Origin of the sequence: Streptomyces panaciradicis, assembly GCF_023516615.1 — a bacterium.
Classification (GTDB): Bacteria; Actinomycetota; Actinomycetes; order Streptomycetales; family Streptomycetaceae; genus Streptomyces; species Streptomyces panaciradicis.
Map to the genome: position 1 here is coordinate 1 of NZ_JAMGBF010000011.1, position 15522 is coordinate 15522.

18 protein-coding genes and 1 pseudogene are annotated in these 15522 nt (G+C 72.1%); 7 read left to right on the top strand and 12 right to left on the bottom strand.

The window, feature by feature from the left end:
- Positions 1-425: AMP-binding protein (locus tag M8J74_RS04975; RefSeq protein ID WP_249835226.1), on the bottom strand; the 425-nt coding region annotated here is incomplete at its 3' end.
- Positions 426-690: 265 nt separating this feature from the next.
- Here M8J74_RS04975 and M8J74_RS04980 point away from each other — a divergent pair.
- Complete coding sequence (locus tag M8J74_RS04980; protein WP_249835227.1) at positions 691-1992, top strand: 3-oxoacyl-ACP reductase; 1302 nt, start codon at positions 691-693, stop codon at positions 1990-1992.
- Entirely contained in the window at positions 1992-2840 is an 849-nt protein-coding gene (locus tag M8J74_RS04985; protein ID WP_249835228.1) for a MaoC family dehydratase, read from the top strand. Before M8J74_RS04980 ends, M8J74_RS04985 begins: the two co-directional genes overlap by 1 nt.
- Here M8J74_RS04985 and M8J74_RS04990 read toward each other — a convergent pair.
- The 8 genes and pseudogenes from M8J74_RS04990 to M8J74_RS05025 all read right to left on the bottom strand — a co-directional run bounded on the left by M8J74_RS04990 (position 2821) and on the right by M8J74_RS05025 (position 7723).
- A complete protein-coding gene (locus M8J74_RS04990; RefSeq protein WP_249835229.1) occupies positions 2821-3174 on the bottom strand; it encodes a cell wall-active antibiotics response protein in 354 nt (117 codons plus the stop codon). The genes M8J74_RS04985 and M8J74_RS04990 overlap by 20 nt on opposite strands.
- A gap of 70 nt (positions 3175-3244) precedes the next feature.
- Entirely contained in the window at positions 3245-3916 is a 672-nt protein-coding gene (locus M8J74_RS04995; protein ID WP_249835230.1) for a TetR/AcrR family transcriptional regulator, read from the bottom strand.
- Positions 3917-3979: 63 nt separating this feature from the next.
- The gene (locus M8J74_RS05000) at positions 3980-4288 is read right to left on the bottom strand and encodes a DUF4229 domain-containing protein (RefSeq protein WP_058923894.1); all 309 of its coding nucleotides are present in this window, start codon (positions 4286-4288) and stop codon (positions 3980-3982) included.
- Between the two features lie 90 nt (positions 4289-4378).
- Positions 4379-4903, bottom strand: a complete 525-nt coding sequence (locus M8J74_RS05005) for a GNAT family N-acetyltransferase (RefSeq protein ID WP_249835231.1) — start codon at positions 4901-4903, stop codon at positions 4379-4381.
- Positions 4904-4919: 16 nt separating this feature from the next.
- Positions 4920-5156, bottom strand: a pseudogene (locus M8J74_RS05010) (UdgX family uracil-DNA binding protein); the annotation flags it as partial.
- A gap of 154 nt (positions 5157-5310) precedes the next feature.
- The gene (gene mqnE / locus M8J74_RS05015; protein ID WP_249835232.1) at positions 5311-6474 is read right to left on the bottom strand and encodes an aminofutalosine synthase MqnE; all 1164 of its coding nucleotides are present in this window, start codon (positions 6472-6474) and stop codon (positions 5311-5313) included.
- A gap of 39 nt (positions 6475-6513) precedes the next feature.
- A complete protein-coding gene (locus tag M8J74_RS05020; protein ID WP_058923898.1) occupies positions 6514-6969 on the bottom strand; it encodes an Lrp/AsnC family transcriptional regulator in 456 nt (151 codons plus the stop codon).
- Between the two features lie 70 nt (positions 6970-7039).
- Positions 7040-7723: a UbiX family flavin prenyltransferase gene (locus tag M8J74_RS05025; protein ID WP_079078021.1), complete on the bottom strand. Its 684-nt coding sequence runs from the start codon at positions 7721-7723 to the stop codon at positions 7040-7042.
- 91 nt (positions 7724-7814) lie between these two features.
- Between M8J74_RS05025 and M8J74_RS05030 the strand changes: the two genes are divergently transcribed.
- Positions 7815-8417, top strand: coding sequence for a rhomboid family intramembrane serine protease (locus M8J74_RS05030; RefSeq protein WP_249835233.1), 603 nt, complete (start codon positions 7815-7817; stop codon positions 8415-8417).
- 21 nt (positions 8418-8438) lie between these two features.
- Here M8J74_RS05030 and mqnP read toward each other — a convergent pair whose 3' ends face one another.
- On the bottom strand, positions 8439-9341 hold the full coding sequence (gene mqnP, locus M8J74_RS05035; protein WP_249835234.1) for a menaquinone biosynthesis prenyltransferase MqnP: 903 nt from the start codon (positions 9339-9341) through the stop codon (positions 8439-8441).
- On the bottom strand, positions 9338-10795 hold the full coding sequence (locus M8J74_RS05040) for a menaquinone biosynthesis decarboxylase (protein ID WP_058923902.1): 1458 nt from the start codon (positions 10793-10795) through the stop codon (positions 9338-9340). The genes mqnP and M8J74_RS05040 overlap by 4 nt, the downstream gene beginning before the upstream one ends.
- Before the next feature lie 87 nt (positions 10796-10882).
- On the opposite strand from M8J74_RS05040, the gene M8J74_RS05045 reads away from it, so the two are divergent.
- Together M8J74_RS05045 and M8J74_RS05050 are read left to right on the top strand one after the other, a co-directional pair.
- Positions 10883-11278: a PLD nuclease N-terminal domain-containing protein gene (locus M8J74_RS05045; protein WP_058923903.1), complete on the top strand. Its 396-nt coding sequence runs from the start codon at positions 10883-10885 to the stop codon at positions 11276-11278.
- Between the two features lie 91 nt (positions 11279-11369).
- Complete coding sequence (locus M8J74_RS05050; RefSeq protein WP_249835235.1) at positions 11370-12767, top strand: purine-cytosine permease family protein; 1398 nt, start codon at positions 11370-11372, stop codon at positions 12765-12767.
- On the opposite strand, the gene M8J74_RS05055 is transcribed toward M8J74_RS05050, so the two are convergent.
- The gene (locus M8J74_RS05055; protein ID WP_249835236.1) at positions 12728-13990 is read right to left on the bottom strand and encodes a PucR family transcriptional regulator; all 1263 of its coding nucleotides are present in this window, start codon (positions 13988-13990) and stop codon (positions 12728-12730) included. The two genes, M8J74_RS05050 and M8J74_RS05055, sit on opposite strands and share 40 nt — an antisense overlap.
- Before the next feature lie 100 nt (positions 13991-14090).
- Between M8J74_RS05055 and M8J74_RS05060 the strand changes: the two genes are divergently transcribed.
- Positions 14091-14540, top strand: coding sequence for a nucleoside deaminase (locus M8J74_RS05060; protein ID WP_249835237.1), 450 nt, complete (start codon positions 14091-14093; stop codon positions 14538-14540).
- Entirely contained in the window at positions 14533-15507 is a 975-nt protein-coding gene (locus tag M8J74_RS05065) for an isopenicillin N synthase family dioxygenase (protein WP_249835238.1), read from the top strand. The genes M8J74_RS05060 and M8J74_RS05065 overlap by 8 nt, the downstream gene beginning before the upstream one ends.
- Positions 15508-15522 lie beyond the last annotated feature (15 nt).

Below are 15522 nucleotides of genomic sequence, written 5' to 3' on the forward strand. Positions count from 1 at the left end.
AAGACGGAGGAGGTGGGGTAGATGGGGACGACGACCAGGCCGCAGGCCCAGGCGGCGAAGTCCAGCAGCGTCCACTCGTACACGGTCCGCGCCATGACGGCGATCCGGTCCCCCGGCGTCAGGCCCTCGGCGACGAGGCCCTTCGCCGTGGCCAGCACTTCCTCGGCGAACCGGGCGGCCGTCACATGCGTCCACCCGCCGGAGGCGGTGCGGCGGCTGAGGACCTTGGCCTCGGGGGCGAGGCGCGCGTTGTCGAAGGGCAGGTCGGCCAGGGAGCCGTAGGTCGCGGGCGGCACGAAGGGCGGTACGGACACCTCGCGGACCTCCCCCTCCAGTCGCCGGACGACGGGTTCCACGAGGACCGGGGTGCCGTCGTAGGCGGTGGCGTGGACCGCCGGACCGGCGGCGGGGCGCGTGCTGGACACGGGCGACTCCAGTGGTCAACGGAGTTGCCCTGCGGGGGAGTTGCCGCAGGTGGGGAGAGGCGATCGTACGGCTCGCGCGTGAGGGGCCGGTGGGGGTTCGGCGATGGTCCGGCGGCGGGGGTGCGTCGGGGATGTGCAGTGTCGTCGCTTTTCTCGCCGATCGAACGTTACCAGGGGGTATGGTGAACAATTTTCACGTCCTGACCTCCCCTTACCTCGGGTAACCTGACTCTGGAGTAAGCAGACTTTCGCAGGGGAGATGGACATGGCCGACCGCTATCTGCGCTTCACGGGCACCGCCCCCGGCCGCTTCCTGACCCGCAGACTCGGGCTGCCGCAACCGGCGCCGCTGCTGCGCTGGTCGCCCGAACACCCCGCCCTGGAGGGCGGATGGGTCCACCTCCGCGCCGGCCGGTCGGACCTCGACCTGGAGCCCGTCCTCGCCCGTACGGGGCTCACGGCCGCGACCTCCGGCGCCCCGGCCGCCGTCGTCCTCGACGCCTCCGGGGTCCGGGACGTCGACTCGCTCGCCGAGGTGCACGCGGCCCTGCACCCCGTGGTGCGGTCCGTCGCGGCGAGCGGCCGGATCGTCGTCCTGGGCGCGCCCCTCGATGCCGCCGACCACCACCAGGCGGCCGCGCAGCAGGCGTTGGAGGGGTTCGTGCGCTCGCTGGGCAAGGAGATCGGCCGCGGGCGGACGGTGAACCTGGTGCGGCTGACGGACGCCGCGGCCGCCGAGTCGACGCTGCGTTTCCTGCTCTCCCCCCGGTCCGCCTACGTCAGCGGGCAGGTCGTCGCCGTCGGGGAGGGTGCACAACCGGACACCGACCGGGACCGCCCCCTCACGGGCCGCACCGCCCTGGTCACCGGTGCCGCCCGCGGCATCGGCGAGGCGGTCGCCGAGACGCTGGCCAGGGACGGCGCCCGGGTGGTCGTCCTGGACGTGCCGCAGGCCGAGGAGGACGCGGCGCGGGTCGCGGCCCGGCTCGGCGGCAGCGCGCTGACACTCGACATCACGGCCGCGGACGCGGGCGAGCGGATCGCCGCCGCCCTCCCGGACGGGCTGGACGTCCTCGTCCACAACGCGGGGATCACCCGGGACCGCCGGCTGGTCAACATGCCCGCCGAGCGCTGGAGTTCGGTCCTCGACGTCAATCTGGCGAGCGTGCTGCGCACCACGGACGCCCTGCTGAAGGAGGGCACGCTCCGGCCCGGCGGGCGGATCGTCGCCACCGCGTCCATCGCGGGCCTGGCCGGGAACGCCGGGCAGACCAACTACGGCGCGAGCAAGGCCGGGATCGTCGGGCTGGTCCGCGCGCTCGCGCCGCGCGCGCTCGCCGAGCACGGTGTGACCGTCAACGCGGTGGCGCCCGGCTTCATCGAGACGAAGATGACGGCCGCGGTCCCGCTGTTCATCCGCGAGGCCGGCCGCCGGATGAACTCCCTCGCGCAAGGAGGGCTGCCGGCCGACGTCGCCGAGACCACGGCCTGGCTCGCGCACCCGGGCTCGGGCGCGGTCAACGGCCAGGTCGTCCGGGTCTGCGGCCAGAGCCTGCTGGGGGCGTGATGTCGGTCGTCCTCGCCCAGCCGCCCGCCCTCGGCCCGCTGCTGGCCCGCGGCGCCCTGCTCTCCCCCTTCAAACGCCCCCGTCCGGACGCCGACTTCCCCCGCGACCGGCTCGTCCTGCCCGCCCTGCGCGTCGACCTGGCGCACCTGGCGGCCTACGAGCGGGTCTGCGGCTTCGCGACCGGCGAGGACGCGCTGCCGCCGACGTACCCGCACGTCCTGGGCTTCCCGCTGGCGATGCGCCTGATGAGCGCCCGGGGCTTCCCGCTGCCGCTGCTCGGCCTGGTCCACACCTCCGTCGAGATCACCCGGCACCGCGCGCTCCCGGCGACCGGGGAGTACGAACTCGCCGGGTACGTCGGCGGGCTGGAGCCGCACCGGCGCGGGACCGAGGCCACGGTGGTCACCGAGATGCGGGCCGGCGGGGAGCCGGTGTGGGAGTCGCGGAGCACGTATCTGGCCCGGCACCGCACCGGGCACACCGGTGAGCCGCCCGGGCGCGAGCGCGAGGCGCTGCCCGTCGTCGCCGAGTGGCGGCTGGCCGCCGACATCGGGCGGCGCTACGGCGCCGCCTCCGGCGACCGCAACCCCATCCACCTGCACCCGCTCACCGCCCGCCTGTTCGGCTTCCCGCGCGCCATCGCCCACGGCATGTGGACGGTGGCCCGCTGCCTCGCCGCGCACGGCACGCCCGAACGCGTCCGGGTGCGGGCCGAGTTCAGGGCGCCGGTGCTGCTGCCGGGCACGGTGACGTACGCGGCGCGGGACGGCCGGTTCGAACTGCTGGGGAACGGGGGCCGGCTGCATATGAGCGGCGTCGTGGAGGACCTCACGCCCGGCGGACGCTGACGCCGCCCAGCAGACCCCACGCGTCGATGCGGACGGTCGGGCCGCCCGGCTCGCTCGGCCCGTCGTCCTTCACCCCGCCGAGGCGGATGCCGTGCACCTCGACGCGGACGTCGGGGCGGACGGTGAGGCGGACGCCGCCGATCAGGCTGAGCTTGGTGATGCGCAGTTCGGCGCCGTCGGGGATGTCGACGTCGGTCAGGTCGATGTCGGCGCCGCCGATGAGGGAGGCGGTCAGGGTGCGCTCGTGGAGGGTCTCGCCCGTGGGACGGTGACCGCCGTTCAGGCTCACCTTGATGTCGGTCTTCTTCGGGTCCTCACCACTGGTCTTCGTCATGTGCTCGAAGGTAGGGGCGGAGGATCGGGCTCCCCCGGTGTCCGGCGTCCGGCGTCGGGGATGACAGGTGTCATGCCGGGCGCGGGCCCGCGGCCTCCGGCGGCTCCGGCGGGGGCGACCAGGGCCGTCCGTCCATGAGGTTGCCGAGGCCGGCCCAGGCGAAGTTCATCAGCGTCGCCGCCGCCTGCCGCGCGGTGACGCCCGCAGTGGCGTTGGCCCAGGCGGCGAGCGACTCGGCGGCCCCGACCAGGGCCTCGGCGAGCCCGGCGACCTCGCGCTCGGGCAAATCGGGGTTGCGGTGGGCCTCCCTGGCCGCCACCACGATCAGCTCGGTGACGAACGCGACGATCTCCTCGCGCATGGCCGTCACCTCGGCCGCGAACGGCTCGCGCGTACGCGCCTGGAGGTGCAGCACCGCCCAGCCGTCCGGGTTCTGGCCGGTGTGCGCGAAGAACGCCCGCAGCCCTTCCCAGAGTTGGCGGTCGGCGGGCAGCCCCGGCCGCACCCCGCCCCGTACCGCCTCGACGAGCGCCTTGGCCTCCCGCCGGATGCAGGCGGTGAACAAGTCTTCCTTCGAATTCAGGTAGAGGTAGACCAACGGCTTGGACACGCCCGCCAGTTCGGCGATCTCGTCCATCGACGCCGCCATGTATCCGCGCTGCCCGAAGGTCCGCACGGCGGCGTCCAGCATCTGCTGTTCCCGAACCGCCCGCGGCATCCGCTTGGTCTTCACCGCACCCATGGGGCACAGACTAAATTGCGAACGGGCGGCCGTGACCCCTCGCGCGGCCACGAGGGCGTGAAGCTACGAAGCCTGCGGGGCCTGACCCTGCGCGCGGGCGGCGTCGTCGGCCTCGTCCTCCTGGGAGGCGTTCGCCTCCATGTTGGCCTTCATCCGGTCGACCCGGGCGACGACCTGCGCGGAGGCCCGGTCCCGCTCCTTGCGCAGCACGACGAAGCTGATCGGGGCCGAGAGCACCAGGGCGAGCAGGACCATCCAGATGCCGTTGGAGGCGCCGAAACCGCGCGGGACGATGCCGGTGTAGACGAGGCCCCAGACGACCACGAAGCAGCCCGCGAAGACCCCGAGGCGCATCAGCGTGTAGCGGAGCATCTCAATCCACTCTTCCGTCAACGGTACGAACATTCCCAAAGGGCACCGTCCAGTGAAGCACGCCCGGGTCCCGATCTTGGAGGCGGGGCCTCAGCCCAGCGGCAGCAGCATGATGATGTCGTCGCGGTCGTCGCCGGGCGCCACGCGGATCGCTCCGGGGACGCGGCCGACCTCCTTGTAGCCGCAGGAGCCGTAGAACCGCTCCAGGCCGAGGCCGCCGCGGCAGGTCAGCCGGATCGCCTCGATGCCGTCGAGACCGCGGGCCGCGGCCTCGGCGGCGGCGAGCAGGTCGCGGCCGTAGCCCCTGCCCTGGTGGCGGGGGTGCACCATCACCGTGTAGAGCCACAGCCAGTGGGCCATCAGCCGGTGCGTGTTGAAGGTGAGGAAGGCCGTCGCGGCGACCCGCCCGTCCCCGTCGTGCCCGACGAGCAGCCGGGTGCGGCCCTCCGCCATCGCGACCAGGTGCTTGACCAGCTCCGGCCGGATCACCTCCGCCGTCACCGGCGGCACGAACCCGACGGAGCCGCCGGCGTTGGACACGTCCGTCCACAGGTCGAGGATGCCGTCGCGCAGCTCGGGCGTGACGGCGGGATCGAGAGTGAAAGTAAGGGACACCCTGGCATCGTAGCCCTTACGCCAGGACGCGTGCCGCCACTTTCGGATCGGACAGGAACCCGCCGTGAATCTCCTCCTCCAGCGCCGTCCCGCGCACCTGCGTGACCCGGAACGAGGAGCCGAGCAGCGCCTTTCCGGCGGTGGCGCCGAGCACCACGATCAGCTCCGGCTCGACGACGGCCGGCTCGGCCTGCGTGAACTTGAAGTGCTTCACGGCGTTGGTGACGTACGCCTCGGCCGGATCGATCCCGGCGAGCATCACGATGCAGCGGACAGCCCCGGCACAAAGGGCTCTGCGGGTGTACGCATCCTCGGTGGCTCGGTCAGCCATGCGGTGCGGGTACCCCCCAGGGGCGCGGGGAACTGCGCGACCGGCCCCCACAAACCCGCACCCGCCGTCCGACGGATCAGACCCGCATCGGCTGCGGCGCTTCCCTCCGCGCCGGATCGGGACCGTCGTACTCCCGAATGATCTCGTACCGAGTGTTCCGCTCCACCGGCCGGAAGCCGGCGTCCCGGATCAGGTCCAGCAGATCCTCACGGGTCAGCTTGTTCGGCGTGCCGTAGTTGTCCGCGTCGTGCGTGATCTTGTACTCGACGACCGAGCCGTCCATGTCGTCCGCACCGTGCTGCAGCGCCAGCTGCGCGGTCTGCACGCCGTGCATGACCCAGAAGACCTTCACGTGCGGCACGTTGTCGAACAGCAGCCGCGAGACGGCGAACGTCTTCAGCGCCTCCGCGCCCGTCGCCATCTGCGTCCGCGCCTGCAGCCGGTTGCGGACCTTGCCGTCCTGCATGTCCACGAAGTCGTGCTGGTAGCGCAGCGGGATGAAGACCTGGAAGCCGCCGGTCTCGTCCTGCAGCTCACGCAGGCGCAGCACGTGGTCCACGCGGTGGCGCGGCTCCTCGATGTGGCCGTAGAGCATGGTGCACGGGGTCTTCAGACCCTTCTCGTGCGCGAGCCGGTGGATGCGGGACCAGTCCTCCCAGTGGGTGCGGTGGTCCACGATGTGCTGCCGGACCTCCCAGTCGAAGATCTCCGCGCCGCCACCGGTCAGGGACTCCAGGCCGGCGTCGATCAGCTCGTCCAGGATCTCGCTCGCGCTCAGCCCGGAGATCGTCTCGAAGTGGTGGATCTCCGTGGCCGTGAAGGCCTTCAGCGACACGTTCGGCAGGGCGGCCTTCAGCTCCCGCAGCGAGCGCGGGTAGTAGCGCCACGGCAGGTTCGGGTGCAGGCCGTTGACGATGTGCAGCTCGGTGAGGTTCTCGCCCTCCATCGCCTTGGCGAGCTTGACCGCCTCCTCGATGCGCATCGTGTACGCGTCCTTCTCGCCCGGCTTGCGCTGGAACGAGCAGTAGGCGCACGACGCGGTGCACACGTTCGTCATGTTGAGGTGGCGGTTGACGTTGAAGTGGACGACGTCGCCGTTCTTGCGCGTCCGCACCTCGTGGGCGAGGCCGCCCAGCCACGCCAGGTCGTCCGACTCGTACAGCGCGATGCCGTCCTCGCGGGTCAGCCGCTCACCGGCCCCGACCTTCTGCTCCAGCTCGCGCTTGAGCCCGACGTCCATGGCAAACACCTTTCTCCGACAGCCCGACCAACGGTATCCCTAGACCTCTTCGGGCAGCTCTCCGACCCGGTTCTCCCACTTGGTGGAGAGCACGATCGTGGTCCGGGTCCGGGAGACGCCCTTCGTCCCCGACAGCCGCCGGATGATCTTCTCCAGTCCGTCGACGTCGGTCGCCCGCACCTTGAGCATGTAGGAGTCGTCGCCCGCGATGAACCAGCAGTCCTCGATCTCGGAGAGGTCCTTAAGCCGCCGGGCCACGTCCTCGTGGTCGGCCGCGTCGGACAGCGAGATGCCGATCAGCGCGATGACGCCGAGGCCGAGCGAGGCGGCGTCGACGGTGGCGCGGTAGCCGGTGATGACCCCGGCCGCCTCCAGCCGGTTGATGCGGTCGGTGACGCTGGGCCCCGACAGACCGACGAGGCGCCCGAGCTCCGCGTAGGAGGCCCGGCCGTTCTCCCTCAGGGCCTGGATGAGCTGCCTGTCCACCGCGTCCATGCGATTCGATGCCTTCCGCTGAAGAGTTCCCGAAGTGATGAGAGGAGACCGGGCCTCCGCGGCCCGTCCCCTACCGGTCGGCGTTCGCGCCGCCCAGTTCGCCGTTCCAGCGCCGGTACAGCCGGTGTGCCACGCCCGCCGCGTCCAGCACCCGCCCGGCCACGAAGTCCACCAGGTCCTGGATGTGGGTGGCGCCCGCGTAGAAGCCGGGCGAGGCCGGCACCACGCTGGCGCCCGCGTCGTCGAGCGCGACGAGGTGCCGCAGCGTCTGGCCGTTCAAGGGGGTCTCCCGTACGGCCACGACCAGCGGACGGCGCTCCTTGAGGGTCACGCTCGCCGCCCGCTGCAACAGGTCCTTGGACAGCCCGAGCGCGACACCGGCCACGCAGGCCGTCGAGGCGGGCACGATCAGCATGCCCTTGTTCGGGTACGACCCCGAGGACGGGCCCGCGCCCAGGTCCCCGGCGGGCCAGTACCGCACCCCGCTGACGTCCGGCGCGAAGGCGCCGGGCTTTCCGTCGGCGCCCCGGCCGAGCCATTCCCGCAGGTCCTCGCGCCAGTGCGCGTCCCTGAAGGAGATGCCCGTCTCGTCCAGCAGGGTGAGCCGCGAGGCCCGGCTGACGACCAGGTCCACGCTCTCGCCGGCGTCGAGCAGTGCGCGCAGCACCGACGCGGCATAAGGCGTGCCCGAAGCGCCGGACACCCCTACGATCCAAGGTGTACGCGGCGTCTCTCCTGGCTTGGCTGGGTTCACGACACCGAGCCTAGCTGGCGTCGCGGGGTGGGAACCGGCCGAGGGGGCCGGACCGTTCATCACAGTGACGGGCGGACGAGTGGGGGATGCCATGTCGGGTTCGGAGCTGGAGTGGTCGCGCCGGGACCGGGTGAAGGCCGCGGCGAAGCTGATGGTGGGCTGGGTCGCCCTGTTGTGGCTGCTGGAAGTGGTCGACGTCGTCAGCGGCCACGCGCTCGACGGACTCGGCATCATGCCCCGCCGGGCCTCCGAGCTGGTCGACGTCGTCCCGGCCGCGTTCATCCACTTCGGCTTCGCCCATGTGGCCGCCAACAGCGTGCCGCTGCTGGTCATGGGCTTCCTCGCGGCGCTGGGCGGCCTGCGCCGGTTCGCCGCGCTGTGCCTGGTCGTCATCGTGGCCGACGGTCTGGGTGTGTGGCTCGTCGCCCCGGCGCACACCAACACCGCGGGCGCCTCCGGCCTGATCTTCGGTCTCTTCGGCTTCCTGCTGGTCAGCGGCTTCGTGGAGCGGCGCCCGCTGGGCGTGGTGGTCGGCCTGCTGGTGGGTGCCGTCTGGGGCACCTCGATCCTGCTGGGCCTGTCACCGACGCAGACGGGCGTGAGCTGGCAGGCCCACCTGATCGGCCTGGCGACCGGGGTGGCGGCGGCGTTCTGGTTCGGCCGCCGGTCCCCGGCTCCCGCGATACGCGCCTGAGCGGGGCCTCGGGGGCCCGGCTCAGACGGTCAGCCCGCGCACCAGCAGGTCGAGCAGCGCGCACACGAACAAGGCGATGCCGATGAAGCCGTTGACGCTGAAGAAGGCCCTGTTCAGGCGGGACAGGTCGTGCGGGCGCACGATGGAGTGCTCGTAGACGAAGGCGCTCGCGACGATCATCAGGCCCACCCAGAAGAAGCCGCCCGCGTCCGTCACCACGGCGTACCAGACGAGCAGGGCCATGGTCAGCGCGTGGCACACCCGCGCGCCCCGGATGGCCGCCGGGATGCCGAAGCGGGCCGGGACCGACATCACGCCGATCTCCCGGTCGGTCTCGACGTCCTGGCAGGCGTAGATCAGGTCGAAGCCGCCGATCCAGATGCCGACGGCGAGGCCGAGGATCACCGCGTGCCAGTTCCACTCGCCGCTGATCGCGAGCCAGCCGCCGATCGGGCCCATGGCCTGGGCGAGGCCCAGGATGGCCTGCGGGAAGTTCGTGAACCGCTTGCCGTAGGGGTAGACGACCATGGGGACGACCGCCACCGGCGCCAGCGCGAGGCACAGCGGGTTGAGCAGGGCCGCCGAGCCCAGGAAGACGACGACCGCGATCAGCGCGCCGGTCCAGGCGTGCTTCACCGACATCGCGCCGGTGACCAGCTCGCGCCGGGCCGTGCGCGGGTTACGGGCGTCGATCTCGCGGTCGATGATCCGGTTCACGGCCATCGCGAAGGTGCGCAGGCCCACCATGCAGACGGTGACCAGGAGCAGCCGGCCCCAGTGGATGTTCTTGTCCCACTCGAACATCGCGGTCAGCGCGGCGATGTAGGCGAAGGGCAGGGCGAAGACCGAGTGCTCGATCATCACCAGCCGCAGGAACGCCTTGGTGCGTCCCGGCTGCGGGATCGCGGCGGAGGCGCTGCTCACAGGCCGTACTCCTTCCAGCGGCGGTCGACCTTGGCCGCCGTCTCGGGGTCGGACAGGACCATCTCGGGCCAGCCGCCGTCGCGGGTGTAGCCCTCCTCGGGCCACTTCCGCGTCGCGTCGATGCCCGCCTTGCCGCCCCAGAACTGCTGGTAGGAGGCGTGGTCGAGGTGATCGACCGGTCCCTCGACGACGGTGAGGTCGCGGGAGTAGTCGGTGTTGCCCAGGGCCCGCCAGGCGACCTCGTGCAGGTCGTGGACGTCGCAGTCGGAGTCGACGACCACGATCAGCTTGGTCAGCGACATCATGTGGGCGCCCCACACGGCGTGCATGACCTTCTGCGCGTGCTTGGGGTACTTCTTGTCGATCGAGACGATCGCGCAGTTGTGGAAGCCGCCGGCCTCGGGCAGGTGGTAGTCCACGATGTCCGGCACGATGATCTTCAGCAGCGGCAGGAAGAACCGCTCCGTGGCCCGGCCCAGCGGCCCGTCCTCCGTCGGGGGGCGGCCCACGACGATCGACTGCAGCAGCGGGCGCTTCCGCATCGTCACGCAGTCGATCTTCAGCGCGGGGAACGGCTCCTGCGGGGTGTAGAAGCCGGTGTGGTCGCCGAAGGGGCCTTCGGGGAGCATCTCGCCGGGCTCCAGCCAGCCCTCCAGGACGACCTCCGCCTGCGCGGGCACCTGCAGCGGCACGGTCTTGCAGTCGACCATCTCGATCCGCTTGCCGGCGACGAACCCGGCGAACATGTACTCGTCGATGTCGCCGGGCAGCGGCGCGGTGGAGGCGTACGTCACGGCCGGCGGGCAGCCGAAGGCGATCGCGACCGGCAGCCGCTCGCCGCGCCGCGCGGCCACCTGGTAGTGGTTGCGGCTGTCCTTGTGGATCTGCCAGTGCATGCCGATGGTGCGCCGGTCGTGGCGCTGGAGGCGGTACAGGCCGAGGTTGCGGACACCGGACTCGGGGTCCTTGGTATGCGTCAGACCGAGGTTGAAGAAGGAGCCGCCGTCCTGCGGCCAGGTGAACAGCGCCGGCAGCCGGTCGAGGTCGACGTCGTCCCCGGTCAGCACGACCTCCTGGACCGGGGCGTGGTCGGACTTGACCTTCTTCGGCGGTACGTGGGTCATCGCGCCGAGCTTGCCGAAGGCCTCGCGGACGCCGACGAAGCCGTGCGGCAGCTCCGGCCGCAGCAGTCCGCCGATCTTGTCGGAGATCTCCGCGTACGACTTCAGGCCGAGGGCCTTGAGCAGCCGCCGGTCGGTGCCGAAGACGTTCATCGCGAGGGGCATGTCGGAGCCCTTCACGTTCTCGAAGAGCAGCGCCGGTCCGCCGGACTTCTGCACCCGGTCGACGATCTCCCCGACCTCCAGATACGGGTCGACCTCGGCCTTGACGCGCTTGAGGTCGCCCTCGCGTTCCAGGGCCCTGAGCAGGGAGCGAAGATCGTCGTAAGCCATGCGTCCCAGTATCTGACACCCGCTACCCTGACCCCGTCACCGGGGCCGCACAGCGCCCGTCACCGTCTTCTGGGGGATCGCACCACCATGTTCAGGTATCTGCCGTTCCTGCTGGTCCTGGCGCTGTGGATCTACGCCTTCATCGACTGCCTGAACACCCCCGAGGAGCAGGTGCGCGGGCTGCCCAAGGTCGTTTGGGTCATCATCATCCTGCTGTTCGGCGAGGTGCTGGTCGGACCGATCGCCTGGCTGGTCGCCGGCAAGCAGCGGGTCGCGCCCGCCGGGGGCTCCACGCCGTCGGAGTGGCACCGCGGCACGGCGGCGCAGTGGGTGGCGCCGGACGACAACCCCGAGTTCCTGAAGTCCCTCAAGGAGGAGAACAAGAAGGACGAGGCGCTGCTGAAGGACTGGGAGGCGGACCTGCGCCGCCGCGAGGAGGAACTGCGGCGGCGCGAGCGCGGCGAGGAGCCCCAGGGGGACTGACCCCGGCCTACAGGATGTACGTCGGCGGGCTCCGCGATACGGACATCGCGCCCCTGTGCCGGGACCGGCCGGAACCGGACACTTGGCTCGCATGACGACAGCTCCCGCCGACTCCGCCGGCACCCTCGCCCCCGCGTACGGTGACAAGGTCATCGCCGTCGAGACGGCGGGCTCCGAGCCCATCCCCGACGCCGAACGCCATGGCTCCCCGCTCCAGCTGCTGTGGACCTGGGCCTCCCCGAACATCGAGTTCGCCACCGTCTACATCGGCGTGATCTCGGTCCTCTTCTTCGGCCTGAGCTTCTGGGCGGCGACCGCCGCCATCGTCCTCGGCACCGCGGTCGGCGCGGTCACGCAGGGCGTGCTCTCCCTGGACGGCCCGCGTTTCGGGGTGCCGCAGATGGTGATCGGCCGGTTCTCCTTCGGCTACTTCGGCAACATCCTGCCGTCCGCGGCCAACGGCCTGATCGCGGGCGTCGGCTGGTTCGCGGTGAACAGCGTGAGCGCGGCCTTCGCCCTGAACACGCTGACCGGCCTGCGGCCGCTGCCCTCGCTGCTGCTCGTGGTCGTCGCGGAGATCCTCATCGGCTTCATCGGCCACAACTTCGTGCACACCTTCGAGAAGTACGCCTTCCCGGCCCTCGCGGTGATCTTCCTGCTGGCGGGGGTGTGGACCTTCAAGGACGCGGACCTCGGCGGGGGCGGCGCGGGCGGCGGCGTAGGCGGCTTCCTGCTCGCCTTCAGCGCGGCCTGGGGCTACGCGGCCGGCTGGAACCCGTACGCCACGGACTACTCCCGCTATCTGCCCCGGACCGCGAACCGGCTGAAGACGGTCGTCTATCCGGCCGTCGGCCTGTTCGTGTCCGTCTCGCTGGTCGCCGTCGTCGGCGCGGCCTCGGCGACGATCCTGGCCCCGAAGGACGCCACCCCCACGGCCGCCTTCACCGGCCATCTCCCGGGCTGGCTCGGCGATCTGGTCCTGCTGGCCATCATCCTGGGCGGCATCTCCGCCAACGCCCTGAACATCTACTCGGGGGCGATCTCCATCGCCTCCTTCGGCCTCCGGCTGCCCGCGTGGCTGAGCCGCGGCGTGCTGGTCGTGGTCTCCGGGATCGCCGGTACGGCGGCGGCGTGGGCCTCGCTGTCCGACGCGGGGTCGGCGTACGAGGCGTTCCTGCTGATCATCGCGTACTGGGTGGCGCCCTGGCTCGGGGTGGTACTGGTGGAGCGGTGGCGGCGGTCGCGCACGGGGACGGTCGAGGAGCTGTCGGCCCGGCTGTCCGACCGCACGTTCACCAACTGGCCCGGAGTCGCCGCCCTGTTGATCGGCGTCGCGGTGTCCGTCCCGCTCTTCTCCAACCAGGAGGACTACGTCGGCTATGTGCCGAAGCACTGGCCGTCGTTCGGGGACATCACGCCCCTGGTGGGCTTCGCGGTGAGCGCGCTGCTCTACACGGCGCTCAGGCGGCCCGCCCGGACGGCTCCCTGAGCGTCACCCCGCACCACCCGGTGCGCGCAGGACGCCGCCAGCAGTTCGCCCAGCAGGTCGGGGTCGTCGATCTCCAGACCGAGCAGCGACTCGATGCGCTCCAGCCGCTGGTAGAGCGACTGGCGGCCGATGTGCAGCAGGGCCGCCGTGCGGGTGGGGGAACAGCCGTTGCGCAGGTGCACCTCCAGCGTCCGCACCAGGTCGCTGGGGTGGGCCGCCTCCCAGGCCAGCAGGGGGCCGAGGGTGTGCTCCACGAGCCGGGCCAGCCGGTCGCGGTTGGCGTCGACGCCGCCGCGGGTCAGCTCCCGCTCCAGGGCGAGGGCGCGCGCGGAGGTCACCAACGGGCCGTCGGCGCGGGAGGGTTCGGCGGCCGGCACGGTCAGCGCCAGCTCCAGCGTCGTACGCGCCGCACGCAGCGTGTCGCTCCAGCGCAGCCAGCCGCCGCCCGTGTCGACGGCATGTCCGACGGCGACGGTCAGGCCCGGCTCGGCGGCGACCCGGAAGGCGTCCTGCACGGCCCGCACGGGGTCGCCGGCGACCTTGGCGGGCAGCGCGAGCAGGGCCAGCACGTCGCCCGGGAACGCGGCCCGCAGCACCCCCGCCCCGCCCAGCAGGCGTACCGCCCGGTCCACGGCCGCCACCTCGCGCGTGCCGTGCACCGAGACGCCCACCAGCCGCGCCCCCGGCCCCGGGTGGAACCCGGCGAGGGCCGAGCGGGCCTCCACCTCGGGCTGGTTCAGGGCCGCCCGGTCGGCGAGGTCGGCCAGCAGGGCGGCGGTGTGGTCGTCGCCCCAGGGCCGCACCACGGCACGGCCCGACAGGCCGCGCGCCACGATCGCCCGGTTGGCGGCCTCCGTGATCCGCACGAAGGGCACGACCCGGTGCAGGGCCAGCAGCGGCAGCCCCAGGCGGTGGGCCTCGTCGACGACCTCGCCCGGCATGTGCGGCAGGGACCGGCCGACCTCCACCGCCAGCCCCGCCGCACCGCGCGCGGCCAGCTCCCGGACGTAACGGCGGCGGACCTCGTCGTCGGCGTCGGTCAGCCCGAAGCCGTTGGTCAGCAGCAGTTCGCCGCCGTCGAGGAAGTTGGCGCCCTCGTAGACCTCACTGGAATGGACCCAGCGCACGGGGCGGTCCACGGCGGCGTGTCCGGCGAGGAGTTCGGGTTCGGCGGCCCGTACGGGGTCGAGGTCCAGCACTTCGCGGAGGGTGAGGGCGGCCACGGGCACCTCCTGGGCGTGGACAGTTCGTCCGGCGGCGGGTTGCCGGGAGAGTACTTTCCGCACGTTGCCCTCGTGTTTCGGCCACAGGAGAGTGGGACGCATGGATCAGGCACAGGCACGCACCTGGCTCAGCACCGCCGTCGAGGAGGCCCGCGCCGGGCTCGCCGAGGGCGGCATCCCGATCGGCGCCGCGCTCTACGGCGCCGACGGCACGCTCCTCGGCCGCGGCCACAACCGGCGCGTCCAGGACGACGACCCCTCGACGCACGCGGAGACGGCGGCGTTCCGGGCAGCGGGACGGCAGCGGTCGTATCGCGGCACGACGATGGTGACCACCCTCTCCCCCTGCTGGTACTGCTCCGGTCTGGTCCGCCAGTTCGGCATCTCGCGGGTGGTCGTCGGCGAGGCGGCGACCTTCCACGGCGGGCACGACTGGCTGGCCGAGCACGGCGTGGAGATCGTGCTGCTCGACGACCCCGAGTGCGTCGCGATGATGCGCGCCTTCATCAAGGACAACCCGGCTCTGTGGAATGAGGACATCGGTGAGTGACGCCCCTGCCCCGCGCATCCCGACCATCGACCTGCGGCCCTGGCTGGAGGGGGACGAGGCCGCCCGCGCCGCCCTCGCCCGCACCGTCGACGAGGCCCTGCAGACCGCCGGGTTCCTGCTGGTCACCGGGCACGGGGTGGACCCGGCCCTGCGCTCGCGGATCCGGGAGGCGGCACGGTCCTTCTTCGCCCTGCCCGTCGCGGTGAAGCAGCCCTACGAGGCGAAGGTCGGCGGCCGCGGCTGGCTCGGGCCGGGCGCCGAGGCCAACGGCTACGCGGAGGGCACCGAGACCCCGCCGGACCTGAAGGAGTCCCTGACCTTCGCGACCCACGAACCCTTCGAGGACCCGGTCGTCAACGCCGAGTGGTACGCGCCCAACGTGTGGCCGGCCGAGGTGCCTGAGCTGCGGACGCTGTGCGAGGAGTACCTGGAGGAGATGGCCGCCCTGGAGAAGCGGCTGCTGTCCCTGCTCGGTGAGGCGCTCGGCCTGGACCCGGACTTCTTCTCCCGGCACATGGACCACCCCACGTACGGGTTCAACATCAACTGGTACCCGGGGACGGACGTCGTCGGCGAGCCGCAGCCGGGCCAGTTCCGCATCGGCCCGCACACCGACTTCGGGACGGTGACGATCCTGGACCGGCAGGCCGGCAAGGGCGGCCTGCAGGTGTACACCGACGACGGCGGCTGGGAGGACGCGCCGTTCGACCCGGACGCCTTCACCATCAACATCGGCGACCTGATGGCCCGCTGGACCGGCGACCGCTGGCGCTCCGGCCGGCACCGCGTCCTGCCCCCGCCCGCGGACGCGCCGGCCGAGGAGCTGATGTCCCTCGTCTACTTCGGCGAGTGCACCCCGGGCACGCGCGTGGAGTCCGTGCCGGCGCCGGTGGGGCGGGTGGCGTACGAGCCGGTCGACTCGCACGTGTACCTGCGGGAGAAGCTGGACTCGATCACGGTCGGCTGACCAGCTTCTCCCCTC